Source organism: Streptomyces griseosporeus, from assembly GCF_014656055.1.
GTDB lineage: Bacteria > Actinomycetota > Actinomycetes > Streptomycetales > Streptomycetaceae > Streptomyces > Streptomyces griseosporeus.
The window spans coordinates 175,554-202,190 of the sequence record NZ_BNBR01000001.1 but is presented as its reverse complement, the minus strand read 5'-3'; the positions used below and the strand labels follow the sequence as shown (position 1 = coordinate 202,190).

The 26,637-nt window shown below is 71.1% G+C and carries 25 protein-coding genes and 1 pseudogene; 16 read left to right on the top strand and 10 right to left on the bottom strand.

What is annotated here, in order from left to right; all coding sequences use genetic code 11:
* Positions 1 to 22: 22 nt before the first annotated feature.
* On the top strand, positions 23 to 262 hold the full coding sequence (locus IE308_RS00800) for a hypervirulence associated TUDOR domain-containing protein (protein ID WP_190216129.1): 240 nt from the start codon (positions 23 to 25) through the stop codon (positions 260 to 262).
* Between the two features lie 70 nt (positions 263 to 332).
* Here IE308_RS00800 and IE308_RS00795 read toward each other — a convergent pair whose 3' ends face one another.
* Entirely contained in the window at positions 333 to 1,547 is a 1,215-nt protein-coding gene (locus IE308_RS00795; RefSeq protein ID WP_190216128.1) for an MFS transporter, read from the bottom strand.
* 270 nt (positions 1,548 to 1,817) lie between these two features.
* Here IE308_RS00795 and IE308_RS00790 point away from each other — a divergent pair, with 270 nt between their 5' ends.
* From IE308_RS00790 to IE308_RS00755, 8 genes are all read left to right on the top strand, one after another.
* A complete protein-coding gene (locus IE308_RS00790) occupies positions 1,818 to 1,973 on the top strand; it encodes a DUF6131 family protein (protein ID WP_099054574.1) in 156 nt (51 codons plus the stop codon).
* Between the two features lie 470 nt (positions 1,974 to 2,443).
* The gene (locus tag IE308_RS00785; RefSeq protein ID WP_190216127.1) at positions 2,444 to 3,460 is read left to right on the top strand and encodes a hypothetical protein; all 1,017 of its coding nucleotides are present in this window, start codon (positions 2,444 to 2,446) and stop codon (positions 3,458 to 3,460) included.
* Positions 3,461 to 3,919, top strand: a complete 459-nt coding sequence (locus IE308_RS00780) for an NUDIX hydrolase (protein ID WP_190216126.1) — start codon at positions 3,461 to 3,463, stop codon at positions 3,917 to 3,919.
* 49 nt (positions 3,920 to 3,968) lie between these two features.
* Entirely contained in the window at positions 3,969 to 4,676 is a 708-nt protein-coding gene (locus tag IE308_RS00775) for a class I SAM-dependent methyltransferase (protein ID WP_190216125.1), read from the top strand.
* Between the two features lie 41 nt (positions 4,677 to 4,717).
* Positions 4,718 to 5,530 (top strand): hypothetical protein, encoded by an 813-nt coding sequence (locus IE308_RS00770; RefSeq protein ID WP_190216124.1) that lies wholly within the window; start codon positions 4,718 to 4,720, stop codon positions 5,528 to 5,530.
* A 1-nt stretch (position 5,531) separates the two neighbouring features.
* On the top strand, positions 5,532 to 6,173 hold the full coding sequence (locus IE308_RS00765) for a cupin domain-containing protein (protein ID WP_190216123.1): 642 nt from the start codon (positions 5,532 to 5,534) through the stop codon (positions 6,171 to 6,173).
* Positions 6,174 to 6,286: 113 nt separating this feature from the next.
* Positions 6,287 to 7,150 (top strand): hypothetical protein, encoded by an 864-nt coding sequence (locus tag IE308_RS00760; RefSeq protein ID WP_190216122.1) that lies wholly within the window; start codon positions 6,287 to 6,289, stop codon positions 7,148 to 7,150.
* A 257-nt stretch (positions 7,151 to 7,407) separates the two neighbouring features.
* Positions 7,408 to 7,857, top strand: a complete 450-nt coding sequence (locus IE308_RS00755) for a VOC family protein (protein WP_229908641.1) — start codon at positions 7,408 to 7,410, stop codon at positions 7,855 to 7,857.
* 77 nt (positions 7,858 to 7,934) lie between these two features.
* On the opposite strand, the gene IE308_RS00750 is transcribed toward IE308_RS00755, so the two are convergent.
* The 8 genes from IE308_RS00750 to IE308_RS00715 all read right to left on the bottom strand — a co-directional run bounded on the left by IE308_RS00750 (position 7,935) and on the right by IE308_RS00715 (position 19,011).
* Positions 7,935 to 9,731 carry a class I adenylate-forming enzyme family protein gene (locus IE308_RS00750; RefSeq protein ID WP_190216120.1) on the bottom strand — a complete coding sequence of 599 codons (1,797 nt, stop codon included), beginning with the start codon at positions 9,729 to 9,731 and terminating at the stop codon, positions 7,935 to 7,937.
* The gene (locus IE308_RS00745; protein WP_229908640.1) at positions 9,728 to 11,512 is read right to left on the bottom strand and encodes a CoA transferase; all 1,785 of its coding nucleotides are present in this window, start codon (positions 11,510 to 11,512) and stop codon (positions 9,728 to 9,730) included. The genes IE308_RS00750 and IE308_RS00745 overlap by 4 nt, the downstream gene beginning before the upstream one ends.
* Positions 11,509 to 12,330, bottom strand: coding sequence for a class I SAM-dependent methyltransferase (locus tag IE308_RS00740; RefSeq protein WP_190216119.1), 822 nt, complete (start codon positions 12,328 to 12,330; stop codon positions 11,509 to 11,511). Before IE308_RS00740 ends, IE308_RS00745 begins: the two co-directional genes overlap by 4 nt.
* A gap of 265 nt (positions 12,331 to 12,595) precedes the next feature.
* The gene (locus tag IE308_RS00735; protein WP_229908639.1) at positions 12,596 to 14,173 is read right to left on the bottom strand and encodes a class I adenylate-forming enzyme family protein; all 1,578 of its coding nucleotides are present in this window, start codon (positions 14,171 to 14,173) and stop codon (positions 12,596 to 12,598) included.
* Positions 14,160 to 15,533 (bottom strand): protoporphyrinogen/coproporphyrinogen oxidase, encoded by a 1,374-nt coding sequence (locus tag IE308_RS00730; RefSeq protein ID WP_190216118.1) that lies wholly within the window; start codon positions 15,531 to 15,533, stop codon positions 14,160 to 14,162. The genes IE308_RS00735 and IE308_RS00730 overlap by 14 nt, the downstream gene beginning before the upstream one ends.
* Positions 15,530 to 16,504 (bottom strand): UbiA family prenyltransferase, encoded by a 975-nt coding sequence (locus tag IE308_RS00725; RefSeq protein ID WP_190216117.1) that lies wholly within the window; start codon positions 16,502 to 16,504, stop codon positions 15,530 to 15,532. The genes IE308_RS00730 and IE308_RS00725 overlap by 4 nt, the downstream gene beginning before the upstream one ends.
* A 273-nt stretch (positions 16,505 to 16,777) precedes the next feature.
* The gene (locus IE308_RS00720) at positions 16,778 to 17,920 is read right to left on the bottom strand and encodes a DegT/DnrJ/EryC1/StrS family aminotransferase (protein WP_190216116.1); all 1,143 of its coding nucleotides are present in this window, start codon (positions 17,918 to 17,920) and stop codon (positions 16,778 to 16,780) included.
* A complete protein-coding gene (locus IE308_RS00715; protein WP_229908638.1) occupies positions 17,917 to 19,011 on the bottom strand; it encodes a DegT/DnrJ/EryC1/StrS family aminotransferase in 1,095 nt (364 codons plus the stop codon). Before IE308_RS00715 ends, IE308_RS00720 begins: the two co-directional genes overlap by 4 nt.
* Positions 19,012 to 19,339: 328 nt before the next feature.
* On the opposite strand from IE308_RS00715, the gene IE308_RS00710 reads away from it, so the two are divergent.
* The 7 genes and pseudogenes from IE308_RS00710 to IE308_RS00680 all read left to right on the top strand — a co-directional run bounded on the left by IE308_RS00710 (position 19,340) and on the right by IE308_RS00680 (position 25,952).
* Entirely contained in the window at positions 19,340 to 20,443 is a 1,104-nt protein-coding gene (locus IE308_RS00710; RefSeq protein WP_190216114.1) for a Gfo/Idh/MocA family oxidoreductase, read from the top strand.
* 1 nt (position 20,444) lies between these two features.
* On the top strand, positions 20,445 to 21,530 hold the full coding sequence (locus IE308_RS00705; protein WP_190216113.1) for a sugar phosphate isomerase/epimerase family protein: 1,086 nt from the start codon (positions 20,445 to 20,447) through the stop codon (positions 21,528 to 21,530).
* Positions 21,527 to 22,795 carry a M20/M25/M40 family metallo-hydrolase gene (locus tag IE308_RS00700; protein ID WP_190216112.1) on the top strand — a complete coding sequence of 423 codons (1,269 nt, stop codon included), beginning with the start codon at positions 21,527 to 21,529 and terminating at the stop codon, positions 22,793 to 22,795. The genes IE308_RS00705 and IE308_RS00700 overlap by 4 nt, the downstream gene beginning before the upstream one ends.
* A gap of 22 nt (positions 22,796 to 22,817) precedes the next feature.
* Positions 22,818 to 23,939, top strand: a complete 1,122-nt coding sequence (locus tag IE308_RS00695; RefSeq protein WP_190216111.1) for an Ldh family oxidoreductase — start codon at positions 22,818 to 22,820, stop codon at positions 23,937 to 23,939.
* The gene (locus IE308_RS00690; RefSeq protein ID WP_190216110.1) at positions 23,936 to 24,886 is read left to right on the top strand and encodes a Gfo/Idh/MocA family protein; all 951 of its coding nucleotides are present in this window, start codon (positions 23,936 to 23,938) and stop codon (positions 24,884 to 24,886) included. The genes IE308_RS00695 and IE308_RS00690 overlap by 4 nt, the downstream gene beginning before the upstream one ends.
* Positions 24,883 to 25,293, top strand: a complete 411-nt coding sequence (locus IE308_RS00685) for a DUF6917 domain-containing protein (protein ID WP_190216109.1) — start codon at positions 24,883 to 24,885, stop codon at positions 25,291 to 25,293. Before IE308_RS00690 ends, IE308_RS00685 begins: the two co-directional genes overlap by 4 nt.
* Before the next feature lie 214 nt (positions 25,294 to 25,507).
* Positions 25,508 to 25,952: pseudogene (locus IE308_RS00680) on the top strand (type II toxin-antitoxin system PemK/MazF family toxin).
* A gap of 122 nt (positions 25,953 to 26,074) precedes the next feature.
* Here the strand turns inward: IE308_RS00680 and IE308_RS00675 are convergent.
* On the bottom strand, positions 26,075 to 26,608 hold the full coding sequence (locus IE308_RS00675; protein WP_190216108.1) for an EF-hand domain-containing protein: 534 nt from the start codon (positions 26,606 to 26,608) through the stop codon (positions 26,075 to 26,077).
* Positions 26,609 to 26,637 lie beyond the last annotated feature (29 nt).

The following is a 26,637-nucleotide window of genomic DNA, read 5'->3' as shown; positions in this document are numbered from 1 at the left end:
GGCTCGATGTAAGGAGAACTCCATGGCACGTGGGAAGAAGACCGACGACTCGTTCGACAAGGGCGACCAGGTCGCCTGGAAGAGCCACGGCAGCAGCACGGAAGGCACCGTGGAACGTAAGATCACCCGCCGCACGAAGGCCGCCGGCCGCACGGTTGATGCCTCTCCGGACGACCCGCAGTACGAGGTGCGCAGCGAGAAGTCCGGCAGAACGGCCGTGCACAAGCCGTCCGCGCTGAGCAAGAGCAAGAAGAGGAAGTGATCAGCCAGGGCGGGTACGGGCCGAACGCAGGACCGAGCACTTGCTGCGCGTGGGGACACCTACCAGCTGATCATCCCGTCACTTCCGCGGCAGCGCCTGGCTGCGGCCGGGTCCGCGTGCCCCAGCGGGCAAGAGAGGGGCCGGCAGCGCCCACGGCCGCGAAGAACACCGCCAGCAGCAGCCAGCCTGCCGTGCCGAGGCCGAGCACCACCGTGGTGAGGATCGCGGGGGCGAGAGCCTGGCCCGCGCTGAAGCCGAGACCGAGGACACCTTGGTACTGGCCCTGGGCGTGGTCGGGGGCAAGACCGAAGCCCAGCGCGAAGCCCGCCGATGACTCCCAGACCTCTCCCAGGCTGTGCACGAAGACCGCGGCCAGGACCAGTCCCGCCGCGGCCCAGACCGGGGTGTACGCCGCCAGCGCCATCATCGGGCAACTGACGAGGAAGAGCAGCCCCGCCGTGCGAAACGCCCGGCCGCCGTCGTGCGGAGTCTCGATACGCGAGCCGATCCTGGTCTGCGTCAGAACGCAGAAGAGGGAGTTGACGGCGAACAGCGCGGCCACCGTCCAGCGCGGTGCCTCGGTGTGCTCCGAGATCCAGATCGGCAGGAGCAGCGAGACCACCGGGTACTGCAGTCCCATGGCCCCGTAGAGAGCGGTGAACGCCAGGAAGGGACGATCCGCGACGACGGGCCGGCGACGCCGGCGCGGCGGTGCTGCCAGTACCGGATAGCGGGGCAGCAGGAGCAGAAGCGCCGCGCACAGGGCGAAGCTCGCCGCGTTGCCGAGGACCAGCAGGAGATAGGCGACGCGGTTGTCCGCGGCCAGCGCCAGCCCCGCACCCACCGTTCCCAGAACGACGCCCAGGTTGACGAACGTGCGCAGCTTGGCACGGAAGCGGGCCGGGCGCTCACCGCCGACACGGACCACCAGCGCGCCCCACGCCGCCCCACCGGCCGCCGCGGCGATCTGGTCGACCGTCGCGATGATCGTGAGCGTGGTCCAGCTCTCGACGAGGACGAGGGCCGCCATCGACACCGCCTGGACTGCCAGGGCCACCATCATGACCGTGCGGGCCCCTCGCCGATCTGCGAGATGCCCGCCTGGTATCCCCGCGCCCAGACCGATCACTCCGGCGACGGTGAGCGCGGCACCGACCTGCACCGCAGGCAGGCCCACGACCAAGGTGAAGTAGAGGGCCGATGCCGCGTTGAACAGCCCGTTGCCGACGCGGTTCACGAAACTGGCGGCGACCAGCACGCGCTCCGGCCCACTGTCCCCCGCCATCCGGCCTATTCGACCCGCCAAGTCGCCCTTGATCACGGACGGAGGCTAGCAGCGGTCCCTGACCCAGCAGCAGTAGCACCAAGATCAATCTTCCATACGGACAGGGGCCCTTCGCTGGCGACCTACCGGCACCGTCCGGGGCAGTGGAACTCCGCTGTCACAGATGGAGGCGGGGTGACACGATTCGGTCCCGAATCCGGGTACGGCCCTTTTCCAGCACCGCGCTGGGGTCCACAGTGAAGGCAGCACTACTTCGCACCGGAGGCGGTCATGCTCCTCCTCGGCATCATTCTGCTGGTAGTCGGCTTCGTCACCGGCATATCGATCCTGTGGACGATCGGGATCATCCTTGCGGTCATCGGTGCGGTCCTGTGGATCATGGGTTCCATGGGACACGCGGTCGCCGGCCGTCGGCACTACTGGTAACGCTGCCTGGGTACACAGGACGGCACCGCCCTGGGTGCACGCTGACGCACGGGCCCCTGCGCACGGCCGTGTGCCGGAATGCCACGCGGCACTCACTGTTGCCCGCTCTCATCGGTGATGTACGGCGCGGAGTCGCGGGCCTGGTCGGCAACCGTGCCAGCCTGGCCGCGGGCTTCGCTCTGGGTGGCGCGGGCGGCCTGGCCCGCGTTGAACTGCTCCGCTGAGCGACCAAGTTGGTGCAACCCGGGGGACTGAGGCCTTGGCTGAGAGTGCCGGAGAACCGGAGGTCGCGTTGTCGGCACCCCTCGACATCCGGGCGGGCGTCCTGCTGGAGCCGGCCGCCGTGAGGGGGCTGGCACTGTCTCCAGTTCCTGCCTGTCGGCGCGGCCTGTCTCTGGAGCCTCACCTATGTCACGAGGCTTAGACGGTGACCTGTAGGGCATGCTTCGGCATGGGCCGGCACCCTGACGGTGCCCTCACTGACGGAGTCGCCGATGCCTTCCGCGCCGAGTGACACGAAGATCGCGCGTCGTATCGTCACGTACGCGTTCTGGTTGATGACGACGCTCAGTTTCGGTGCGGGACTGGCTCTGCTGTTGTTGGACAAAGAGGCCACTGTCGAGCAGAAACTCTCCTCTATCGGCTCGGGCATGGTGTCGGCCGCGCTCTTCGCGGCCTTCGTCACGTTGTTCGTCAATCGTGAGTCGAACTATTTCCTCAGGTCCTCGCTCACCGAACTCTTTCGGGAGCAGCAAGCTGCGACGGTTGCGGAGCTGACGAGATTATCGGACATGCATATGCCGACGCGGGAGTATCCTCCCACGGATCACTTCGACGCTGATTTCATGGTCGACTTGATGAGGGACTTCAAAAGGTCGTCCGAGATTCAGTTTCGAGGAAGCACTGGCAAGTGGATAGCTCCGTACGTGAACTACTGCTCCAAAGCTTTCACGGCAGTGCATGTACTGATGCTCGATCCGTCCAACGTTCGGTCGCTTCGCAGAAGGGCGGCCGACAGGATGCTCATAGCCTCGGCATCCGAGCGAACGATTGATGAGATTGTGGACGAGCTGCGAAACGAGATAGCGAGAACCCTGATCGCGCTCTTCGATCTCAGGAACAAGTGCAAGGTGTGCGTCTCTCTCGATGGTACGTTGCTTTCCGTGGTGAGGCTGGAACGCACGGACGAGGCAATATACGTGGCGCTTTATCACGCCAACCCCGGTCGCTCCACCGTGAACCCGACGACCTATCGGTACTCGCACCTGTCGCTGGCCTATCAGACCTACTCGTTGGAGCTGTCGCGACAACTGGAGGCGGCAGAGCGGCGTATCACGTTTGATCACAGAGACGACGAGAGTGATCTGATGATTGCTTTGGACAGTGTGGGATTGGGTCACATAGACACCGACGAAGTGGCAAGGCTGCGCCTGTCCGCGAAGGAATTCGAAAGGCGATTCTTCTCCAATATGAACAGGGTGGCATAGATGGGGCTCGAACTCCGGGATGAAAGCGCTGACGACCTCTTTGCCGTCGTCGTGGCCGGCGTGTGCCTCGCCGACTTGAAGGTTGCCCTGGTACGGCGATCTCTGCACGACTCGGTGAAGCCAGGCGCTTGGAGCGTACCGGGAGGACATGTCTGCCATGGAGAGACAGTGGACGAAGCTTTGCGGCGGGAGCTTCTCGAGGAAGCCGGAATCGAAGTAAGAGACGCCGTACTGGTTGGCACGTCTGCTTACGACGAGCCCTCTCTCCATCGGTCGATCCCGGTCATCCAGTTGAACTATCTCGTGCTCTGCGACCCCTGTGACCTGTCCGCGCAGAGCTCGGAGATCCTCGATGCGAGATGGGTGGCGAGCAGTGAGCTTGGAAGTCTCGATCTGGACACATTCACTCGGAACATCCTGGACCAGGCCCTCGGCAGCGGAATGGCACGCCATTCGTAACGTGTTGTCGGCGTCCCTGTAAGGTCCCAACACATCCATAGGACCTCCCGTGGCTGAGTGGAAAAATGGTGAGCCCAAGTTCAGCTTCAGTACGGTGACCGACTTTGATGCGCATATTTCGACGGAGATCCGCGGATATGAGATCCTCGATGAGATCGTCGTCGGGTTGGCCGGTGCCATCATGCAGTCCGGGACCAACGTGTATGACATCGGCTGCTCCACGGGGCGCCTGATCAATACGCTCGCCTCACTTGTCGCATCGGAGGAGGACGAATCACGTAGGAAGTCGGTGAACTTCATCGGCGTGGAGCCGAACCGAAACTTCGTGAGTTCTTTTTCCATCCTCGAAGGCCGGGTGAGTTTTCTGCGGGAGAAAGTCTCGCCGGCCACCAGATTCTCCAATGCGAGCCTGATCACTTCCATATTCACTTTTCAGTTCATACCAGTCCACGAACGACAGGAGATCGCGCGCAACATACATTCCGCCCTCACACCTAACGGGGCTTTCATCTTGGCCGAAAAAGTCTACGCGAAAGACGGTTACCTAGAGCATCTGCTGGATGACCGGCATATTTCGTTCAAGCGGGAGCACCGCAGTGCGGAAGAGGTCCTGGGAAAAAAGCATCAACTTCAGGCTATTATGCATCCGCTGACTCTTGACGGAAATCTCCTACTGCTGGAAAAAGCCGGTTTTGACCGCTATGAGGTTTTCTGGCGTGTCAACAATTTCGTGGCCATGATCGCCGTGAGGTCCTGAGGCTGTCTTCCCGGAATGAAGAAGATGATGGAGGTCGCGCTGTGACGAATCCGAACGGGGGACGGCGAGGAAACATCGTGGTGGCTAAGCCGCCCGACTACTTCGAGCAGTACCGAAGGTTTGTGGCGGCGGGTGATGAAAAGGAAGTCGTGGCCCGCTCCCTTGCTGAACTGCTGGGGCCCGGAAGTATTTTGGACGTAGGCGCCGGGTGCGGTGACATACCGGAGATTCTCGAACTCGGTAAGCGGGATTACACTGCGGTCGAATGTCACGTCCAATGCGTTGAGGCGCTCCGCGCCAAAGGTCTTACTGTCATCGAAGGGTTATTTCCGTGCAGCCTGTCCCGGCGCTATGGCAACATCCTCCTGTGCTATTGCCTGTACGGGGGAAGGTTTCAGTGCGAGGCAATCCTGGACGCGGCGTGGGAGGCGCTGGCAGTCGGTGGCCGGATCATCGTGGTCACCTTTCGAGACTGCTTGGACGACTACAACCGCCTCTTGCATCGTATAGGGCATACGCTGCGAGGGAGCAGTGACCGCTATTTTGCGATGCTGTTGGGCAAAATGGAATCGCTGGCGCCAGTCGCTCTTGATGTGGCGCACAGCTCCCTCTACAGCGGAGATCTTGGAGAACTGGCCGACATTCTGAGCTTCATGGCCACGAACAGCAATACCGGAACAGTGCAGAGGCGCCAAGAGCTCCGGGAAATGATTATGGCGGAACGTCGGTATCTGGATCAGTTGTACCGCACGGATTCCGGATCCTACCGCTTTCCGATCCTCCATCACATCCTGGTTATGGCCAAGGAGACGTCACCGTGCACGGGGTCCGGTTCCGTAGGAGGATCGATCTGAAGTGAGCGACACGACCGAGTTCGGTGGACTGCTTCGGGATCTGATAGCTCTGGGGAACGAATCGGGTGATGGGGCGCTGGAAAAGGCGCACCATGCGCTTTCCGAGCGGTTCGACATTGCTCGACTGGGGCATGCGTACTGTGCAGAACTTCCACCGGCGAGGCGGGACGAGCTGCTCTGCATGTCGACGGAGCGGAGTACCCATTACAAGTGGTGCATGGCCTCTTCTGGCCATCGACGTGCGCGGGTCTGGCTACACGTGTACAAACCCTGGACCAGTGCAACAACGAACTTCGCCGCGTCCATTCACGACCATCGGTATTCTTTCGTGAGCGCCGTACTGAGCGGCTCTTTGCGGGAACGAAGGTGGGGGCACGCCGAAGCGGGCAGGATTCGACCAGGTCGGCTATTCGAGCGACCTGCAGGGAGCACGTACAGAATCGAGTCCACAGAGATCCACTCAATAGAGAAGGTGTGTGACGGCACGGTCACCCTCGTCCTCCAAATGGCGGCAACCAAAGTCTACAGTTCCGTATACGACCCCCATACTCTGCGGATCAAACAACGTATCGGTGACCTGGAGGAAGCGTTCGGCCGGATGGTCGACCGGGTCCGCGAGGGCGTTTCTCGACCGGAACTCTGAGCGCTCGGTGTTACTGCGATCGACGTCATGCGGTTCGAGCTGCATCCCGGAGACGGCCGCGACGCGGGTCAGCGTCTTTCGTGCGCATGACACGGCGGCTCATACTCGGTGGCATGACTGACTGGTTGCTCTTCGTGGGCTTCCTGGTGATCGCGTCGGCGGCCTGGCCGTTGGACGCCAGGGCGGCCAGGGCTGCCGCGGAGGCCCGGCTCGAAGCGTTCAAGGCTGACGACCGGCGCGATGCCGTTGTCGAGCCGGATACCGTGCGGCAACTCGACCCGATGACTCTGAGCCGGCTCGACGGGAGAAGCGATCCGAAACTCCGTGCGGTGGCCAGGCTTGTCGCCGAAGGGGCGTTGCACCGGTCGTCGGCTGATGCCGTGAGCCCTGAGCGGTGGCGCGCTGGTGGCCTTCCCCTGCCCAAGGGGCTGGACGAGTACGAACGTCAGCTGCTGGAGGCGTGCCGTGGTGAGCACGGGTGTTACTTGTACGACCTGCCGGAGGGGCCCCACCTCCCGGCCGACGTTGTGACATGGATGCTCGACGAAGGCTATGTGCGGGAGCCGGGGCAACCCCTTCCCGATGTGCGGCGACGCTGGGGGTGGTGGTCGACGGCGGCCGCGGCGTCGGCTGCGGGGGTGGCCGCCGTGCTGGCCCTGGACCACGCGTGGGTCCGGGCCGGCGTGGTGTTGGTCGTCGGCCTGGTGTCGCCGGGCGCGGCGTCGCATTCGGGACCGGTGCACGCGCCGACGCTGCCTGTGGTGACCGGCAAGGGTGAACTCGTCCTGCAACTCGCGCGTAAGCACTACGCAAAGCTGGACCCGAGGGCGCGGTCGGCCTCGAAAGTGTACGACCCGGCCACAGTGCCCATGGCGGTCGCTCTCTTCGGCTGGCCGGTGGTCGAACACATCGACAAGAGGATCTTGGACGACTTGCGGAAGCTGGACTACTACACCGACACCCCTGATGCCTTCTGAGCGCGTGTTGACTGAGCTTCTTCGATGTGGCCACCGATCAGGCGACAGCCGCGAAGCGCAACGAGCGAGGCCCCCGGGCCGCGGTGATCCCATGCCCGGTCGGACCACTCAACGCCCACCCCGTTCTGCCGTGGTGAGCTCGTTTCCACACCGACCCGTCGATGTCAGACCCGCCTGCGATGCTGCGAGCAGGAGATCGAGACGCACATGGAGACGGGACGGAGATGGAGACGGTGACGGTGACGGACGTTACGGAGATGACAGTGCAGTTGACGATCGACTGCTCCGATCCGCAGCGCATGGTGGCGTTCTGGACCGAGGCGCTGGGCTACGTCCCCGAGCCCCCGCCGGGCGGGCATGCCACGTGGCGTGCCTATTGGGAGGCGATGGGGGTGCCCGAGGAAGAGCTGCCGCCCGGTGCGGGGGACGTCCCGGAGTCGATCATCGACCCCTCGGGGCGTGGACCGAGAGTGTGGTTCCAGCAGGTTCCGGAGCCGAAAGTCACCAAGAACCGCTGGCACTTCGACCTCAACGTCGGTGGGGGCCGTGATGTCCCCCTGGACGTCCGCACCCTGCGCGTCAACGCCACCGTGGAACGCCTCGTGAAAGCCGGTGCCACGGTGCTGCGGATCAAGGACGAGCCGGACATGCAGTTCTACGCCGCCGCCCTGCAGGACCCCGAGGGCAACGAATTCGACGTCGTCTGATCTCGCCGGAGCGACGACGCGGAACGGCGGCCCCAGGGCTACCGCCCGCGCTTCCGGCCAACGTGCGGTCGTCACCGTCACGACGCCGACCGACAGTTCCGAGCCCGCTCGGCCAGGGTGCGGTGGCAGACCTTGCCGGTCGGCCCCAGGGGCATCTCCTCGACCAGCAGGAGGCGTTCGGGCAGGTGACGTCGGCCCAGGCCCTGGTGCAGGAGGTGGGCGGTGAGGTCGGACAGGGCGGGGACGGGAGCGCCGGGGGCCGGGCGGACGCAGGCGCAGACGCGTTCACCCAGGTCCGCGTCGGGTACGGGCACGCAGACCGCCTCGACCACAGAAGGATGACCCTCCAGTGCGCGTTCCACCGCGGCCAGGCTGATGTTGAGGCCGCCGCGGACGGCGACGCGTTTGAGGCGTCCGACGACGTGCAGGCGCCCGTACTCGTCGAGCCGTCCCAGGTCCCCGGTGCGCACCCAGCCGTCCGCGGTGCGGTAACGGGCGTCCAACTCCGGCGCGCCGACGTAGCACATGGGTGTCATCGGGCCCCTCGCCTCGATGTGACCCGTGCGTCCGGCCGGCAGGGGAGCGCCGTCCTCACCGGTGATCCGGATGCGGGCGACCGTCGGATCGGGCGTGCCGACGCTGTCCCCCGGCGGACGGGACTCGCCCGCGGTGTGGCAGTTCACTCCGTCGGAGGAGCCGTACACCGTCACCACCGGCCGGGCGAACCGTCTGCGGCAGGCCTCCGCGGTGGCTTCGGGCAGGGCCGCTCCGCTGGACACGACGGCGAGCAGCGAGGACGTGTCCTCCCCTGGCCGGGGCGGGAGTTCGGCGATCCGGCGGAGCATCGTGGGCACCGCGAAGAGGTGGGTGGGCCGGTGCTCGGCGATCAGCCGGAGCGCGCCCCGTGCGTCGAACGCCGACTGCACGATGAGCGTGCCGCCGAGCGCCGCGAGCGTCACCGGTGTGCCGAGGGAGCCGAAGGAGGAGGCCAGCGGGACGAGCACCAGGTGGCGGGGCGGCACCGAGGGCGCCGGGTGCAGCGCGCGCACGTAACGGGCCCGGCCGCCGGCCAGGGCGTGATGGCTGTAGGCGACCATCTTCGGCTCGGCCTCCGTACCGGAGGAGACCAGGATGCGTGCAGGGCCGTACGGATCGACCGGCCGGTGATCGACCGGACGGTGCCGTAGACCCGCACGGTTCGCGGCATGCCGCTCCGTTGCGGCCGTGGCGCATCCGTCCCGCCGGTCCGTGGCGTGCCGGATCCGCACGTGCGTACGGTCGTTCCCGTCCGCCGGGCTCCGATCCGGCACGAACACCGCGCGCATGTGGGGGAGATCCTCGACGATCCCCACCCCCTCCTGTGGCGTCGCGCCGAGGACGACGCCGGCGGCCCTGGAGCGGGTGAGCAAGGCACGCAGGGCGCGGTCGCCCATGCCCGGTGGGACGGGCAGTGCCACGGCGCCGAGCGCGTACACGGCGAGTTCCGTGGCGACGGCGTCGCGTCCGTCGGCCAGCCGGATCGCGACCACGTCCCCGGCGCCCAGACCCGCCCGGTGCAGCAGGTCGGCCGTCCGGCGGACCTGGGTGTCGAGAGCCGCGTAGGACAGCACCCCGGCGCCGTCCACCAGCGCCTGCCGGCCGGGGTGTTCGCGGACCCGGGCGGTGAACAGGCCGTACAGGTCGGCCTCCGGGCACAGCCCGGCCGCCACCCATGCCCGGCGCAGCCTCCGCGGCACATGGTCGGGGAAGGGAACTCCGGCACGGGACGTCCACACCGCCGGCGCGGCCGTCGCCGACCGGGGCGGGGTGCCGTGGCGGGCGGCGGGGGCGGTCGTCGGCGGGGTGCGGTGGCGGGCGGCGGGGGTGGTCGTCATGAGAACTCCCACGGGGCGTACGGGCGGGCGTAGGGGGTGACGCGGTCCGGCGGCGCCACGGCGCGGCGGAACGCGGTGTCGCGGGTCAGCTCCGTCAGATCGGTGAGCACGGGCGTCGCCGCCAGGCCGGCCTCGGCGAGCCGTGCCCGCCACTCCTCGCTCGTGTGCCACACGAAACGGGCCGCGCCCTGGACCGGGTCGGCACCGCCCAGCAGCGGGCGCAGCGTCTCGGGGCTGCGGCGGGCGCGGGGGTCGAGCAGCAGGTAGCCGTTGGCCGTGCGCAGGGGGCGGTCCAGAGGCGTCCAGCGGACCCGGTCGGCGGGGCGGGGAACCAGTGCACCGGCGGACAGCAGACTGGAGTGGACCCGGCTGCCCCGGCCGGTCGCCTCCCGGAGCGCCAGCGCGCTCAGCACGCCCTGCGCGCACACCAGTCCGCCCAGCAGATCGGTGAGGGTCATCAGGGAGGGCGCGGGCGGCTCGTCGTCCGGGCGGACCGCCGCCGCGAGCCCGCTGTGGACCTGGGCGAGGTAATCGGTGCCGACCGGTGGCCGCTCACCGAAGGCGCCGCCGAAACCGGAGGCCCAGGCGTACACCAGGGCGGGGCTCCCGCGCAGCAGGTCGGCCGCGGTCAGACCGAGCCGCTCGGCCTTCCCCGGAGCCCAGTTGTGCAGGAACACGTCGGCCTCGGCGGCCAGCGTGCGCACGGTGTGGCGGCCGTGCGCGGTGGCGAGGTCCGCCTCGATGACCGGCTTGCCCGTGTTCAGGGCCAGGAACCGGGCGGAGCACTCTCCCGCCAGCGGCGGCAGCCCGCGCATCGGGTCTCCGCCGGGCGGCTCGATCCGTACGACCTCCGCCCCCAGCGTCCGCAGCACATGCCCGGTGAGCGGACCCTGCACCCGGCGGGTGCACTCGACCACCCGCAGCCCCGCCAGGGGCAGTTCGGCCGCGCGCACCGGGAGCGTCGCCGCCCGCGGCGACGGAATCCGGGCACGGCCGTCCGCGCCCGGCCCGCTCTCCGGCGCCAGCTCCCAGGGGTCCGGGCAGGCGGCCGGAGCCGGATCGGAGCCGACGACGAGGAGACTGACCCCCGCCCGGTCCGCCGCCGTACGCAACCGCGCGAGCGGGCACCGGTTCGCCGCCTGCCGCAGCGCCTCGGGCAGCGGGCACACCGCGGTGGCGAACCGCTGCTGGAACGGCCCCCAGCCGCGCCCCGCGACCGCGGCCGGCACACCGAGTCCGGCCCAGAACTCCCGCCAGGCGTCCGGGTCCAGCGTCTCGATCTCCGCCCGCACACCGTCGGACGTGACCAGCGTCGCCAGACCGTCGTCCGCCTCCGGCGCGGATGCGGACGGGGCTTGCGGGTCGGGCGGGCCCGAACCGCCCCGGGCCGTCGCCGCGGCGAGGTACTGGCCCATCGTCAGCAGCGCCCCCTGGGCCACCGACGTACGCACCTCGCTCAGCTCCAGACCCCGGGCCCGGCCGATGTGCACCGCGGTCGCGCCGAGGGCCGCCAGGACGCCCGTCACGACCGAGGCGTAATCGACGGCCAGCGGCGTGGGTGTGCCGGTGGCCCGCCCGTGCACGTGCATCAGGCCGCAGGCCGCCTGCACGGCACGCTCGTCCGGGAGGTCCGCGCCGACCGGGCCGGCCCACTCGATGCGCAGCCGCCACGGGTCCGGGCCGGTGCCGCCCGGCAGGGCCTGCGCGGTGTGCCGCAGCAGCCGGGCGGCGGTGGCGGCGGCGACGTCCGGGCGGGACTCGGCCCGCACCCGCGGCGTCACGGCCGGCCCTGGGCGGGCCGGCGGCCCTGCACCGAGTAGAAGACGCTGGAAGCGGCCAGGAAGGACGGGTCCTGCATCAGCCGCGCCACCCGGTCGAGTTCGTCGTCGGTCATGCCCTGCTCCCGGAGCCGGTCCCGGAGGTTGCGGGTGTGGTTGAGCTGCAGGTGCAGCCCGGGATCGCGCGCATGGCGTACGCCGATGTGGACGTGGACGTCGATGCCGGTCAGGCCCGCCTCCCGCAGCGCGACGGGCACCCGGCGGGCCCAGCAGGGATCGCCGCCCGCCGCGCGCAGCGCCGCCGTCTTCGCCTGCAGGAACCGCACGTACAGGGACTCCGACCGCGGGTCGGGGGTGAGCAGCGGCGGTTCGTAGGAGGCGTCGATCTCGTCGACCTGCAGCAGCCCGCCGGGGCGCAGGGCGCGCACCAGCTTGCGCAGGACGATGTCCCGCGAGGGCACATGCTGCAGGACCAGACGGGCCACCACCAGGTCGTAGGCCGCCTCCGGGAGCGGGTCGCGAGCCACGTCGAGCGCGGCTACCTCCAGGTGGGGGCCCGGCCTCAGGTCGCGCGGGTCCCGGTCGGTGGCGAGCACCGAGCCGCCCGGCGCGACACGCCCCGCCAGCCAGCGCGCGACGCTGCCGCCCCCCGCCCCGACCTCCAGGCAGCGCCAGCCCGGCCCGACACCGGCGGCGGCCAGCCGGGGCAGGGTCACCGGGTCGTAGGCGGCGGCCACACAGCGGTGTTGGTCACGGCTGTGCGCGGTGCCGTTGCCGAAGACGGGACGGGCACCTTGCCGGGCGGGGGGCGGGTGGGGCACGGAATGACTCCTTCTTCTCGGGAGACCAGCGCGCGGCTGGACGTTCTCCGGGGCAGACCTGCGGATGTGTTGTCTCGCGGCCGACTTGCGGGCGTGTCGTCTGGGGGCGGACCTGCGGGTGTGTCAGCTCGGGGTGAACTTGCGGGCGTGTGCACCCGCAGACTGATCGGTGACGACCCGCGGCCTGATCGGTGACGCCCCCCGGCCTGGTCGCGGATGGTGGTGGGGGAGAGGGACCTCTCGTCGGTGTCCGGTCGGCGACCCGTCAGGTCCACCGCCCCGTCCCGGTGACCGCCGCGCCCGTCAACCGCTCGGCCAGAGCGGCCCGGCGGACCTTGCCGGTGCCGGTGCGGGGCACCTCGTCCCACGCGAGAACCGTGGGCCGGGGCAGCGCCGGCAGATCCTCGACGGCGCGCTGCCACGCGTCAGGGGCCAGCCGGCCGTCGGCGGTGACGACGACCGGCAGCGGGTCGCCGTCCGGGGCGCCGATGATCACGCACTCCAGAGCCTGCGGAATCCGGTGTTCCAGCAGGTCCTCGGTGCGCAGGCAGCTCAGGCCGGGCAACGTGTCGGCTTCACGGTCCAGGATGCTGACGCTGCCGTCGCGGTGGTGCACCCCCACGTCGCCCGTGGACCACCAGTCGCCGACGCGTTTGGCGTCCCAGCGTTCCTGTTCGCCGACGTAGCCGAGGGCGAGGGCCGCGGTCCGCACCAGAAGCAGCCCCGGCCGGCCGCGCGGCACGGGTCGCAGCGTGTCCGGGTCCACCACGCGCAGCCGGGTACGGCCCGGCACCGGGCGGCCCAGCCGGCGTGCCGTGGACGCCGCGTCCGGGGCGAGCGCGGAGCGCCGCGTGTGGAAGCGGAACGTCAGCGGCCCGGTCTCGGTCTGGCCCCAGCCCTGCATCCACACCGGGCGGGCGTGGTGGCTCGCCGTCAGGTAGGCGCGCAACGCGGGCGGATGCACGGCGTCGTAGGTGCTGATGTACTGCCGGACGCGCCGGAACGGGTTGTCCAGCCGCGTGGTCAGCGGCCGCAGCCGAACGAACGTGGCGGGCAGCGCCTCGACGACGGTCGGCGGGCAGGCCCGGAGCAGCGGGTCGGCGGTGTCCGGGTCGTCGCCGGTGAGGACGACGATCCCGGCGGGTGCCATGGCCATCACCACGGCCGTCCAGCAGAAGGTGCGGCCGTGCCCGTACGCGCTGGCGTTGCACAGCACGTCGTCCCGGCGCAGGCCGATCCCCGGATAGCGCACCGCCTCGAAGCGGGCCAGCTTGTGCACGAGCGTCCGCGTGGAGTGGACGACCAGCTTCGGCACGCCGGTGGTGCCGGAGGTGTGGTGGATGACCAGGGGCTCGTCGACGGGGCGCCGCACCGGCGTGGCGGGGCCGGTGGCGTCCAACGCGGCGAGGTGGGCCGCGCCGGGCACGGCGGTGTCGACGGTGATGAGCAGGGGCGCGATGCCGGCGGCGTCGCGGCAGCGGGCCAGTACCGCGGAGGTGGTGACCAGTGCGGCCGGGCGCAGGCGGTGCAGGAGGGTGACGAGGTCCGCCGGGTCCAGGCGGGCGGAGAGCTGGGCGGGGACGGCGCCGAGGCGAACCACGGCGCAGGCGAGCAGGTCGTAGTCCCAGTGGTTGTCCTTCACGACGGCCACGCGGTCGCCGGGCCGGACCCCGGCGTGGGCGAGCCGGGCGGCGGTGGCGCGGACCAGGGCGGCGAGCTCCGGGACGGTCCAGCGGGTGCCGGCCCGCGGGGCGATGTCGAACGGCCGGTCCAGACGGACCACAGTCCGGGCCCCGGCCGCCGCCGCCTCGTCGAACAGAGTGCCCATGTCATGCGGTCGCACGGATCTCCTCCGCTGGTTCGGGGCCGGTGGACGGCCGGTGGTGCCGCAGCCTGCTCAGCACACGCGACGCGGCGAGCGCGCCCGCCCGGACGGCCCCTTCGGAAGCGGGCCGCAGCATCACCCAGTCGCCCGCGTACTCCACCGCCCGCACTGGGCGGGCCAGAAAGCCGGACCGCTCCCGCAGGGCGTGCGGGGTGGCTTCCGGCAGGCCGTGACGGAAGGCGTGGACGAGGTGGTGGCGGCGGGCGGCGGTGAGCCCCGGCACATAGCGTTCGGCGGCGTGGGCGAGGACGTCGGCGGCCTCGTCCGCGCAGGCGTCCAGCAGTTCGCGGACCCGGCGCGGACCCGCCACCAGGGTGATCAGCCCGCGACCGGCGGGCGCCCTGCCCGTGTCCTTGGCGTGGTCGACGACGACCCCCGAGAGCACGTCCTCCTCGACGGCAGGGGTGAGCAGGATGTGCACCGGCCGCCGCGCGGCCGGGGCCAGCGGCCGCTCCAGCAGACAACTGACCTTCAGCATCGGAGTGAAGGAGCAGGCCGTGAGGAACGGCCGCTCGTCGCCGGGCGCGTCGGGACGCAACTCCGCCGCCACGGGAGCCGGTACGGCGAGGACGACGGCCCGCGCCCGGATCTCCCCGTCGTCGAACCGCACGACGGCGTACGTACCCGCGTCGGTGACCTCGCGCACGGCCCGGCCGGTCTCCACGTCGAGGCCCGCGGCCAGCCGGCGGGCCAGGAAGTCCATGCCGCCCCGGTAGGTGCGCCACCCGGACGGGGAACCGGCCTCCACCAGCAGGCTCACCAGGGGCGCGGCGGCCGAACGGGCGGTGTCCCAGCCGAAGAAGCAGCCCGCGACCGGCTGGAGGAGGTAGTCGTGCAGATCGGGGTGGAAGCGTGCGGCCGCCTCCCGCACGGTGGCGGCGCCCAGCGGACCGGCTTCGGGCCGGTCGCCGTCGAACCCGGCGCGGCGGCGCGCCGTCCACGCCGTGAAGGCGGCCAGGTCGAGCCGGGCACGGGCGGACAGACCCGCTCCTGTCAGGACGGCCGTCGGCTCACCGACGCCCAGGTGGGCGCGGCCGCCGCGCCAGACGGCCACCGCGCCGCCGACCCGGGGCACGTCCGCAGGACCGGCGCCGATGCGACGCAGCAGCTCCCAGGTGGCACGGTAGCCGCGCGACGCGACCTGCTCCGCTCCCGTGTCCACCGTCCAGCCCTCATGACGCACGGTGCGCATCCGGCCGCCCACCTGCGGCCCGTCCTCGTACACCCGCACGGACAGCCCGGCGCGCCGCAGTTCGTGGGCGGCGGTCAGACCGGCGATGCCCGCGCCGACGACCGCCACGTCGAGATCCGGGCTCATCCGCCGACCCCCGTACCGACCAGCACATTGGCCGCGGTCATCAGCACCACGCTCAGCCGGTGCACCGCGAAGCCCGTCCGGCGGGCCGTCATGATGTCGCCGCGTACGAACCCGGTCGTGTACTGGCGGGCCCGCAGCGCGGTCGCCGGAAGCATCAGCACCGCGAACCACCACGGAGCCACCCCGGTGACCGAGGCGACCGCGCCGATGAGGAACTCCGCGGCCGACAGCGCCCCGATGAAGACGGCGTTGCCCCGCTCGGAGACCAGCGCCGCCACCGTGGGACGGCCCACGGCCCGGTCCCCTGCCACGTCGTTGGTGTTGGAGTACACGCCGAACATCAGCGGCCCGAACCCGAACAGCACCGCCTGCACCATCAGGAAGCCGGACCAGCCGCCGGTCACCAGACCGTAGGGCACGATCACGAGCACCGCGCCCAGCGCGACGAGGAACGCCTCCTGGAAACCGTGGTAACTGATCTTCAGGCCGTACGAGTACTGCAACGACACGACGAACAACGCGCCCGCGGCGATCAGCGCCCACAGCGGTCGGTGCGGTGCCAGCATGGCGGCGCCCGCCCACAGCGCCGCACCGGCCGCCGCGCAGACCCAGGCGAAGCGCAGCGCCTGAGGGACCGCCAGGGTGCCGGCGACGAGTGGCTTGCGGACCTTGCTGCGCAGCGGGTTGTCCGGTCCGTAGTTGGCGAGGTCGCTGCCGTCGCGGAAGCCGGTGACGTCGTCCAGGGCGACCATCGCCATCAGCACCGCGATCTCTCCGAGCAGGAACAGCGCCAGCACCCACGCCTGCCCGGCGGTGAAGGCGCCGACCGGGAACAGCGCGGCGGACAGGGCGAGGAAGATGCCGAGGTAGTAGTCGTACACGTCGAGCTTGCCGAGCCGCGCGTAGACGCGCAGCCTGCCGGCGCCGTGCGCGGCGGACGCGGAACGCCCGGCCGCGATGCTGTCCGTCATGGGTCACCTTCTCGGATCTGGATACGGCGGAGGGGATCAAATTCGGGTACGGCGCACGGAACGGCGCGCGGCGCGCGCCGCACGGTGCGGCCGATGTCCGGGGCGCTCGAGCGGGGCCGGGACCGGCGCGCCTGCCCCTCGGGACGACCCGGCCCGCGCCTCGCGTCGGACGGGACGGCATGTGCCTACCAGGAGGGGGTTGGGGCCGGCCCACAGCACTCACCCCGGTCGGCGCGGCACCTCACCTCTCGGCGGCCGGCCACCGCCGTAATGTCAGGCGTGCGCTTCCGCGAAGGCGCACACGCGGTCGGCGACGTGTTCCACCTGTGCATCGGTCAGCAAGTGGTGGACCGGCAGCGCCAGATGACGGCGGGCGGCCTCCTCCGCCCGCGGCCATCTGGCACCTGGCGGAGCGTAGGCGGCGAAGGCGCGGTGCGCGGGGAGGGGATGCGGATAGTAGACGTGGGTGGCGATGCCCGACTCGGCCAGGTGGGCGGCGAGGGCGTCCCGGTCGGAGGCGAGCACGGTGTACACGTAGAAGCAGCGACCGTCCCGGTCGGGCGGGGGCGGGACGATGCCCCGGTCGACGAGCGGGGCGAAGCGCTCGGTGTAGTACGCGGCGATCTGCGCCCGCCGTTCAAGCCGGGCGGGGAACTCCGCGTAGCGGTGCGTCTGGAAAGCGGCCTGGATCTCGTCGAAGCGGCTGTTGATCCCGATGACTTGGTGCAGGAAGCGCTGCCCGGGCGGCTGGCCGTGGTTGCGCAACAGCCGTACCTTCGCGCCCACTTCCGCGTCCCGGGTGACCACCACGCCGCCCTCGCCGGGCATGCCGAACGTCTTGACCTGGACGAAGGAGTAGACGCCCGCCTCGCCCCACAGTCCGGCCGGCACCCCGCGCAGGACGCCGCCCTGGGCGACGGCGGAGTCCTCCACCAGGCGGATCCCGTGCCGGCGGGCCAGCTCGGTGAAACGGGGCATGTCAGCCATCACGGAGAACATGTGCGCGGGCATCACCGCTCTGGTCCGCGGTGTGACGAGACGGCCGGCGTGGTCGGGGTCCATCGTGAGGGTGTCCGGCCGGATGTCGGCGAAGACCGGGGTGGCTCCGGTGCCGATCACCGACGCGGCCAGGGGAGCGCACCCGAAGGCGGGCACGATCACCTCGTCGCCGGGGCCGATGTCCAGGGCCCGCAGCACCAAGGACAGCGCGGAGGTGCCGCTGGAGCACACGACCACGTCGGCGGCCTCCAGGTCGGCGCGCAGCATGGCCTCGAAGGCCGCGGTGCGCCGGCCCAGGATGAACCGCTGCTCGGGGTCGAGGCCGACCTCCCGGACGATATCGAGGAACGCGGCACGGTCGGCGTCGAACAGGCCGGGCGGGAAGAACGGCACGGCGAAATCGGGCGCCACGGTCATACGGCGGTCCTCCGTGCGGCGAGGAAGGAGCGGACGGTGTCGCAGACCCGGTCCACGTCGCCGGTGTCCAGATCGGCGTGGAACGGCAGGGCCACGGCATGCCGGGACGCCGCCTCGGCGTTCGGGAAGTCACCCGGGCGGTGGCCGAGCCCGGCGAAGGCGGGCTGGTGGGGCAGCGGCAGCGGGTAGTAGACCTCGGTTCCGATCCCGTGCCTTTCGAGGTGGTCCACGAGCGCGTCGCGGTCCTCGACCTCGATGAGGTAGACGTAGAACACGTCGCGGTCGTCGGGTCCTTGGGCGGTGGCCCGGGGCAGACGGAGGATGCCCGGCGTGTCCTTCAGACGGGCGGTGTAGGCGTCGGCCAGTGCGGCGCGGTGTTCGATCTGCTCCTCCAGCAGCGGCAGTTTGGCGAGCAGCACGGCGGCCTGGATGTCGTCCATCTTGCTGTTCACGCCCGGCCACGCGCTGTCGGTGGAGATGGCCGGGAAGTTGTTCAGCGTGCGGCCGGGCCTGCCGTGGTGCCGCAGGGCCGCCACGGTGCCGGCCACCTCCGGGTCGTCGGTCAGGACCGCGCCCGCGTCACCGAGCGCGCCGAGCGTCTTGGAGGGGAAGAACGACAGCACCCCGCCGGCCCCGTGCAGCCCCGCGTGCACCCCGCCCCGCCGCATGCCGATCGCCTCGGCGCTGTCCTCGACCACCGTCAGGCCGTGCCGCCGGGCGACGGCGGTGACGGCCGCCAGATCGGCCATCGTGTGGAACAGGTGCACCGGCATCACGAACCGGCTGGAGTCGGTGACGGCCGCCTCCAGCGCCACCGGATCCATCGCGTACGTCTCCGGGTCGATGTCGACGAACTGCGGCCGCCCGCCCGCCAGGACGACGGCCGACGCGGTGGCGAAGAACGAGTACGCGGGGACCAGCACACCGTCACCGGGCCGCAGCCCGCAGGCCCGCAACAGCAGGACGAGCGCGTCGGTGCCGCTGTTCACCCCGATCACATGGCGCGCTCCCGTGTAGGCCGCCAGCGCGGATTCGAGGTGCCCGACCTGTTTTCCGTGCGAGAATTTTCCGCTGAGGAAAACGTCTTCCATCCCCTTTTCGATGGCGGGCCACAACCGTTCGAAAGTTTGAGCCTGGGAGAAGAAGGGAATGTCGGCCGACTGCCCTTCTGTCGCTGGTAATCCGGCCTTGTCCGTTGCCGTAAGGCGCGTCTCGAAACGCATTTCCTCACTCCACCCCGCTGAGACCCGTCAGGTCGAACCGAATATCAACCTTAAGCGGTTGTACGGGTCACGGAGATCGGAAAGAGGCATCTTCACACTTTGTGGGTAAAGGCCCCGGGAATCGCTTGACCAATTCCTCGGCCGACAGCGAGAGTCCTGCGTCGCAGACACATCGGCGAACGGACTAGGAGGCCCTGTGCTGCAGCCCCTAGTGGTCGGGCTCGGCCGGTCCGGAACAGGACTGCACATCAGAACGCTCGCGCGGCTCGCCGAACGGACCGCCGCCGCGGGCGACCCGCTCGTCACCCTGCCCGCCGTCGGCTGCGACCCGCGCGCGCACCGGCTGCGCACGGCGGCCGGTCTGCGCGGGACCACCGTCGTCGCCACACTGGAGGAGGCCCTGCGCCACCTGGACCCCGCCATCGTGGTGGCCCATGTGTGCACGCCGCCCCGCCTGCGGTACGCCCTCGTCGCCGAACTCGCCGCCCACGGCGTCCGCCGGATGATCGTGGAGAAGCCCCTGGCCGCGTCCCCCGGCGAACTCGACGCTCTGATCCGGCTCCACTACGAGGCCGGCCTCGCCCTCGTCCCCGTGGCCCACTGGACCGGCTCCCGGCTCGCGCACCGGCTGCGCGCGCTGGTCCGTGGCGAGCGCCTCGGCCGGCTCCGCCGCATCACCGTCGACCAGCACAAACCGCGCTTCCTGCGCTCCTTGACCAGCGACGGGCACGACAGCGCCCTCGATGTGGAGATCCCCCACTCCCTGGCCCTCGCGCTCGACCTGGCAGGCCCCGCCACACTGCGTGCCGCGCACTGCTGGGACCTGCGCTGCGAGGACCGCGTACTGCCCCGGATGGGCGGCGCCCACCTCGAACTCGCGCACACCTCCGGCGTGACGACCCTGCTGCGCTCCGACCTTGGCGCACCCGTGCGGCAGCGCAGCGTCGTCTGCGCGTTCGACCACGGCACGGCCACGGCCCACTTCCCGCTCAGCGAGGACGACGACCACGCCCAGCTCGTCGTCACACCCGCCGGCCGCACGAGCGCGGCGGAGGCCGACGAGTCCGTCACGCCCGCCGGCCACACGGACGCGCCGGAGGCCGACGAGCCCACCCACCTGGTCTTCCGGGACGACGCCCTGACCGACTTCCTGGAGGACGCCTACCGCGCGTTCCGCTCCGGCACCACCGGCACCACCGGCTTCACGCTCGCCTGCGCCACCGCCCGTCTGCTGGACGCGGCCCGGGAGCATGTCGCCGCCGCATCAACCGCCGTATCACCCGCCTCCGGGAGCCGCTGACATGCCCGTGCACGACCCTGCCGACGACCGCGGGAGTGAGGAGCGCGCCGGCGGCGGCCACGCCGCCGGCGGACACCTCACCGAACCCCGGACGAACGGCTCCCACACCCCCGGATCTGGCACGGACGGCTCCCGCGCCCCCGGACCCGTCACGGACAGCCCCCACCTCGCCCGGCACCGCGGCGACGACCGTCACCCCACCGGCCCCCGCGCCGAAGGCTTCGGCCCCCTGACCGGGATCGGCGACGAGGCGGCCCCCGGCCTCGACGGCCAACTGGCCGCCGTGCGGCGGCTGGGCTGGCAGGCTGTCGAACTGCGCTCGGTCGACGGCACCGCCCTCGCCGACCTCTCTCCGGCCGCCTTCGCCGCCCTGACCCGCACCCTGCGGGACGAGGGCGTCACCGTGCCCGCCGTCGCCTCACAGATCGGCAACTGGTCCCGGCCCGTCACCGGCGACTTCGCTCTCGACCTCGCCGAACTGGACGTCCTGGCCGAACGGTGCGCCGCGCTCGGCTGCCGCCTGGTGCGGATCATGTCGTACCCCAACGACGGCCTCCCGGAGACCGAGTGGGCCGACCGCGTCCTCACCCGCATCGCCGTCCTCACCGACCGCGCCGAACGCGCGGGCCTGGTCCTCGTCCACGAGAACTGCGCGGGCTGGGCCGGGGACAGCGCCGATCGCGCGCTGCGCCTGCTGCGCGCCGTCGACAGCCCGGCCCTGCGCCTGCTGTTCGACACCGGCAACGGCGTGCCCTACGGCTACCCCGCGCCGGACCTGCTCCGCGACCTCGCGCCCCACGTGGTCCACGTCCACATCAAGGACGCTGTGCGCACCCCGGACGGCACCACCGTCTACACCCTGCCCGGCGAAGGCGACGCCGGGGTGGCCGAGTGCCTGCGGACCCTGGCCGCCCACGGCTACACCGGCGCCCTTTCGCTCGAACCCCACCTCGCCGTGCGCCCCCACGACGGCCTGCTGCGGGCCGGGGAGGACGCCGCCGACCTGTTCGTACGCGCCGGACAGGCCCTCACCCGGCTGCTGCGCACCGCACAGCCGGCCCCCGCCCGCCCCGGCGGTACGCCGTGAACGCCCTGTTCAGCGACCGGGACCAGGCCCTGCTGCTGGACCTCTTACGCCTCCCCAGCGTCAACCCCCTCGAAGCCGGAGCGGACGACCCGCCGTCCCGGCTCCCCGAGCTGCTCGACCGCTACGCCGCGGCCGCCGCCGAAGCCGGCTGCGTCACCGTCCGGCTCGCCGCGCCCCCCGCCGCCTGTCTGGACCGGCCCGGAGTGCCGTCGACGGTCCGCCGCGCCGCCGCCGGCGATCCCGGCTTCCTGCGGGCCCAGCCCAGCCTGCTGCTGCGGCTCGGCCCGGAGCGTCCCCGCGCGGACACGCTCATGTTCAACGTCCATCTGGACACGGTCGCCGGGCACGTCCCGCCCGCCTTCGACGGGGTGCGGTTCACCGGCCGGGGCGCGGTCGACGCCAAGGGACCCGCCGTCGCCCTCCTCGCGGGGCTGCGGGCCGCCGCCGGCCACCCCGCCGTCGGACGGGACGTCACCGTCCTGGTCCAGGCCGTCGCAGGGGAGGAGGGCGGCGCCCTGGGCACGTACGGCACCCGCCCGCTGATGGAGGCGGGCCACCACGGACGCCTCAACGTCTTCTGCGAGCCGACCGGTCTGCGCGCGCTGCCCCGGGCCACCGCCTCCATGACCGCCCGGCTCACCGTGACCGGCGAGGACGCCGTGGACGACCACCCGGACGCCGGACACAACGCCACCGCGCTGCTCGGGTTCCTCGCCCAGCACCTCGCCGTCCGCCTGGACGGTGCCGTACCCGGCACCCGGGTGTGCCTGGCCGGCCTGCACACCGGCCGCACGCACAACCGCGTCCACGGCACCGGCACCCTGCTGCTCAACCTCTCCTACGGCAGCACCGAGGACGGCCACCGCCTGAAGGAGACGGTGACCCGGCACGTCACCGACGGCCTCACCCGTTTCACCGAACTCTTCGCCGGGGCGAGAGAGTTCGGCCGCACGGCCATCGACGCCGCCACCGTCACCCGGCTCGACTGGGACAAGCAGGGCCTGCCCGCCCTCGACAACCACGACCCCTGGGCGCAGGCGCTGCTGGCCCGCGCCGGGGCCCGGCCCGCGGCCGACGACCCCGGCTTCACCTGCGACGCCATCTGGGCCGCCGGACTGGACGACGCCTTCACCGCCGTCCTCGGCCCCGGCGACCTCGCCGTCAACCGAGCCCACGCGCCCGGGGAGTTCGTCGACCTCGCCGACCTGGAGGACTTCGCCCAGGTCGTCCACCGCCTCGTCACCCGCTTCGCCGAAGACCGCTGACCCCTCCCGTAAGGACATCTGGATGACGGCGCCCACCGCCCCCCACGACACCCGCGTCCTCGTCGACCACGCCGAGCTGCACGCCGAGCTGACCGGCCTGTTCACCGAACACGGAATCCCCGCCGCACGGGCCCGGCTCGCCGCCGACGCCCTGTGCCACGGCGACCTCACCGGCCTCGACTCGCACGGCGTGTTCAACCTCACCCGGCTCTACCTGCCCCTGCTGGAGTCCGGCCGCTGCGACCCCGCCGCCGAACCGGAGACCGTCACCGACCTCGGCGCCTGCGCCGTCGTCGACGCCCGCCGCGCCCTGGGCCTGTGGGCCGCGGCCGAAGCCATGGACGACGCGATCGCACGCGCCCGCCGGCACGGCATCGGGCTGGTGTCCGTGCGCGGCGCCACCCACTTCGGATGCGCCGGCTTCCACGCCGTGCGCGCCGCGCACGCCGGGATGATCGGCGTCGTCGCGAGCAACTGCGGTGGCCAGCGCATCGCATGCCCCCCGGGCGGCGCCCTCGCCATGCTCGGCACCAACCCGCTCAGCGTCGCCGCACCCGCCCTCGACGGCCACCCCTTCCTGCTGGACATGAGCACCACCGTCGCCCCGAGCGGACGGGTCCGCGTCGCCGCCCGCCGCGGCACCCCGGTGCCGCCCGGCTGGCTGGAGGACGCCGACGGCAACCCGGTCACCGACCCGTCCGCCTTCGACCGCGGCGAGGCGTTCCTGCGCTGGCTGGGCGGCACGCCCGAGGCGGGCGTCCACAAGGGCTACGGTCTCGGCATCGCGGTCGAACTGCTGGCCGCGGTGGTGTCCGGCGCGGCCCTCGGCCCCTCGCCCGACGCTCTGGACGGCGACGGCCGCCCGCACGGCCGCGACGACGACATCGGCTTCTTCCTCCTCGCGATCGCCCCCCAGGTACTGCGCCCGGACGCGGACCTCACCGGCACCACCCGCTCCCTGTTCGGCACGCTGGCCGAATGCCCGCCCCGGCCCGGCGGCGCACCGGTGCGCTACCCCGGCTGGCGGGAGGCGGAACTAAGCGCCCGGCGCCGCCGCGACGGCATCCCGCTGCCCGCCCACCTGCACCGGGAACTGACCGGCCTCGGCCTCCTCGGCGGCCTCCGCTCCGGGAGCGCGCGATGAGCCGCCCGCTGCGCCTGGGCGTCATCGGCCTCGGCGCCATCTCGCCGTACTACCTGGCCGCCGCACAGCGCCTGCCTGGCTGGGAGGTGGCGGCCGTGTGCGACACCCGCACCGAGACCCTTGAGGAGTACGGCGGACAAGCGGCCCGCTTCCGTGACCACCGCGCCCTGCTGGCCCGGTCGCGGCCCGACGCGGTGGTCGTGGCCGTACCCAACCACGCACACCTGCCGGTCTGTCACGACGCCCTCGCCGCGGGCATCGCCGTCTGCGTCGAGAAACCCCTCGCCCTCACCGCCGCCGAGGGACACCGGCTGGTGGACCTCGCGCGGCACCGCGACGTCCCGCTGATGACGGCGTTCCACCGCCGCTACAACACGGCCGTCCGGACCCTGGCACACCAGCTCACCGGCCGGAACATCGCCACCGTCCGGGTGCGCTACCTGGAACGCATCGAGGACCACCTCGGCGGCGAGGACTGGTACCTCGACCCCGCCCGCTGCGGCGGCGGCTGCGTCGCCGACAACGGCCCGAACGCCCTGGACCTGGTACGGCTCCTCCTCGGCGAGGTCACCGTCACCGGCTGCACGATCCACCGCGACGACCACGGCATCGACCGGCAGGCCGAAATCGAGCTGCACAGCCCCACCGGAGCGACGGCCTCGGTCGAACTGGACTGGTCCTACCCGGGCGAAGTGAAGGACATAGAGGTCGAGCTGGCCGACGGCGAGATCCTGCACGCGGACATGCTGGCCGGTCACCCCGGATTCAAGGCGTCCCTGTGGCACGAGTACGAGGCGATCCTCACGGAGTTCGCCTCCTTGGCCGCCGGCCACGCGCGGGCCGCCGAAGGCGCACATGGCGGCCTCGCCGCACTGGAGCTGGTGGAAGCGGCCTATCGCGCCGCGCGCCCGGCGGGCGACGTGACGGCAGCCGAGGCGGGCCGGTGAACCCCGCGGAGGACGGGCCGAAGCGAGTGGTGCGCGCCGGCCTGGTGAAGGTGTTGACGCACCACCGCACGGACCGCGGCATGCGCCTGGAGGAGCACGCGGCGCGCTGCGTACGCCGGGGCGAGGTGCACGAACTGGTCACCACCGACCAGTGGGACCCGCACCCCGGCGCCCGCATTGACCGGGTCGGTTTCCTGGGCTTCGCGGAACTGGAGTGCGGCGGCGTCATCGACCGCGGCGACCTGGTCAGCATCGGCGACAGACAGGTCGGCACGGTCCTCGGCTTCGACGCCTGCCACCTGCCCAACCACTACAACATCCTCATCCACACCGCCCGTCCGCTCAGCGGCCGTGACCTCGGCCTGGCACCCGAGGACCGCGTCACCTTCGTCCAGGGCGGCGCCTAGTACTCCAGCCGTAGATCGTGATCTTCAGGCGGAGGGCCTACGCTGTGACTCGCGGCCACCGCACGAACTTCAGTCTTCGTACACCGATGACCAACGGTGGCCGGGCCGGTCTTCACCGCCCCTCGGTCACGACGTGCGAAGACGGGGCCGCATCCCTTCCGTGTCCCGCACGGGGCACGCAGCGTTCGCCCGCCGTCTCGCGCCAGGAGGACACATGCAACGCGGTGAAGTCTGGTGGGTCGACTTCGATGAGCGACGCCCGGTCGTGCTGCTCTCGGACGAGGAGTCATCCGGGTTTCCAGGCGATGCAGGTCGTTGCGCCGGCGGGCGTCGACATCAGCGGCCTGGGCGTTGAAGTGGCCGTAGGCGCCCCGGAAGGACTGCCCTTCGAAGGCGTGCTGCGGTTCGCCTTCCCGCGTCCAGGCTTTACTCCGTGCACATGGCTGACCACCGTGGCCCGGGACGACCTGATCGAGCGGGCGGGCGTGTTGTCCTCCGTGAAGATCAGCGAGGTCGGAGAAGCCCTCCGTGCCGCTGGAGAGAAGAGGGAGTGGACGCCGATGACCGCTGCCAGGATGAGCGAGATCAAAGATGTCCGCCGTCTGGCCATCTCCACCGCACTCCAGCAACAAGATCACGATCCCCGACTGTGGTACTAGGACACCCGACCTCCGACAAGGACCGACGCAAGGGGCCTGTGGCCCAGGGCCGACGCCCTGAGCCACAGGCCCGGTTCGTGCCCCGGGGCGGATCCCCGGGGGCACAGGGGGCGATCCGGTGTTCAGCCGAGCAGCTCGACGTCCAGCCGGCCGTAGTGGAACTCGCGCAGCACGCGGAGCAGTTCGTCCTCGGACAGGCGGCCGTCGCCGTTGGCGTCGACCTTCCGGAACTTGTCGCCGACCTCGGAGTTCGGCACGCCCACGGCGGTCAGCCAGGCACGGAACTCCTGCTCGTCGATCTCGCCGTCGTGGTTGTCGTCGCACAGGCGGATCAGCGCCTTCACGACGGGGGAGAGGGCGCGGTTGAAGCTGGCCTCGCCCTCCTGGAACAGCATGTTCCCCGTGGCGGTGAGGAACTGGTCCCGGTTGATGCCGCTCCCGGGGGCGACCCCGGCCTTCTCGGCCAGGGCCTCGTACAGGCCCTGGAAGGCCGCGAGGAGTTCCTGGACCTCGGGGGAGCCGGCGTCACGCCCCAGGTTGTCGGCGATCCGGGCGGCTTCCCCTTGGAAGTCGCTGGCTTCGAGGACGCCGTTGCCGTCGATGTCCCACTTCTCGAAGCGCTTCACCAGACGGTCGTTGGCGACAGCAGTGCTCATGTCGTTCTCCTTGTCGTGTCGGTCTTTTG

What these genes read in the sequence shown, in the direction of transcription:
- IE308_RS00790 (WP_099054574.1), top strand. Translation starts at nt 1,818, where the DNA reads ATGCTCCTCCTCGGCATCATTCTGCTGGTAGTCGGCTTCGTCACCGGC.
- IE308_RS00730 (WP_190216118.1), bottom strand. Translation starts at nt 15,533, where the DNA reads ATGAGCCCGGATCTCGACGTGGCGGTCGTCGGCGCGGGCATCGCCGGT.
- IE308_RS00755 (WP_229908641.1), top strand. Translation starts at nt 7,408, where the DNA reads ATGACAGTGCAGTTGACGATCGACTGCTCCGATCCGCAGCGCATGGTG.
- IE308_RS00760 (WP_190216122.1), top strand. Translation starts at nt 6,287, where the DNA reads ATGACTGACTGGTTGCTCTTCGTGGGCTTCCTGGTGATCGCGTCGGCG.
- IE308_RS00675 (WP_190216108.1), bottom strand. Translation starts at nt 26,608, where the DNA reads ATGAGCACTGCTGTCGCCAACGACCGTCTGGTGAAGCGCTTCGAGAAG.
- IE308_RS00750 (WP_190216120.1), bottom strand. Translation starts at nt 9,731, where the DNA reads ATGACGACCACCCCCGCCGCCCGCCACCGCACCCCGCCGACGACCGCC.
- IE308_RS00800 (WP_190216129.1), top strand. Translation starts at nt 23, where the DNA reads ATGGCACGTGGGAAGAAGACCGACGACTCGTTCGACAAGGGCGACCAG.
- IE308_RS00690 (WP_190216110.1), top strand. Translation starts at nt 23,936, where the DNA reads ATGAGCCGCCCGCTGCGCCTGGGCGTCATCGGCCTCGGCGCCATCTCG.
- IE308_RS00795 (WP_190216128.1), bottom strand. Translation starts at nt 1,547, where the DNA reads ATGGCGGGGGACAGTGGGCCGGAGCGCGTGCTGGTCGCCGCCAGTTTC.
- IE308_RS00725 (WP_190216117.1), bottom strand. Translation starts at nt 16,504, where the DNA reads ATGACGGACAGCATCGCGGCCGGGCGTTCCGCGTCCGCCGCGCACGGC.
- IE308_RS00705 (WP_190216113.1), top strand. Translation starts at nt 20,445, where the DNA reads ATGCCCGTGCACGACCCTGCCGACGACCGCGGGAGTGAGGAGCGCGCC.
- IE308_RS00720 (WP_190216116.1), bottom strand. Translation starts at nt 17,920, where the DNA reads ATGACCGTGGCGCCCGATTTCGCCGTGCCGTTCTTCCCGCCCGGCCTG.
- IE308_RS00695 (WP_190216111.1), top strand. Translation starts at nt 22,818, where the DNA reads ATGACGGCGCCCACCGCCCCCCACGACACCCGCGTCCTCGTCGACCAC.
- IE308_RS00715 (WP_229908638.1), bottom strand. Translation starts at nt 19,011, where the DNA reads ATGGAAGACGTTTTCCTCAGCGGAAAATTCTCGCACGGAAAACAGGTC.
- IE308_RS00780 (WP_190216126.1), top strand. Translation starts at nt 3,461, where the DNA reads ATGGGGCTCGAACTCCGGGATGAAAGCGCTGACGACCTCTTTGCCGTC.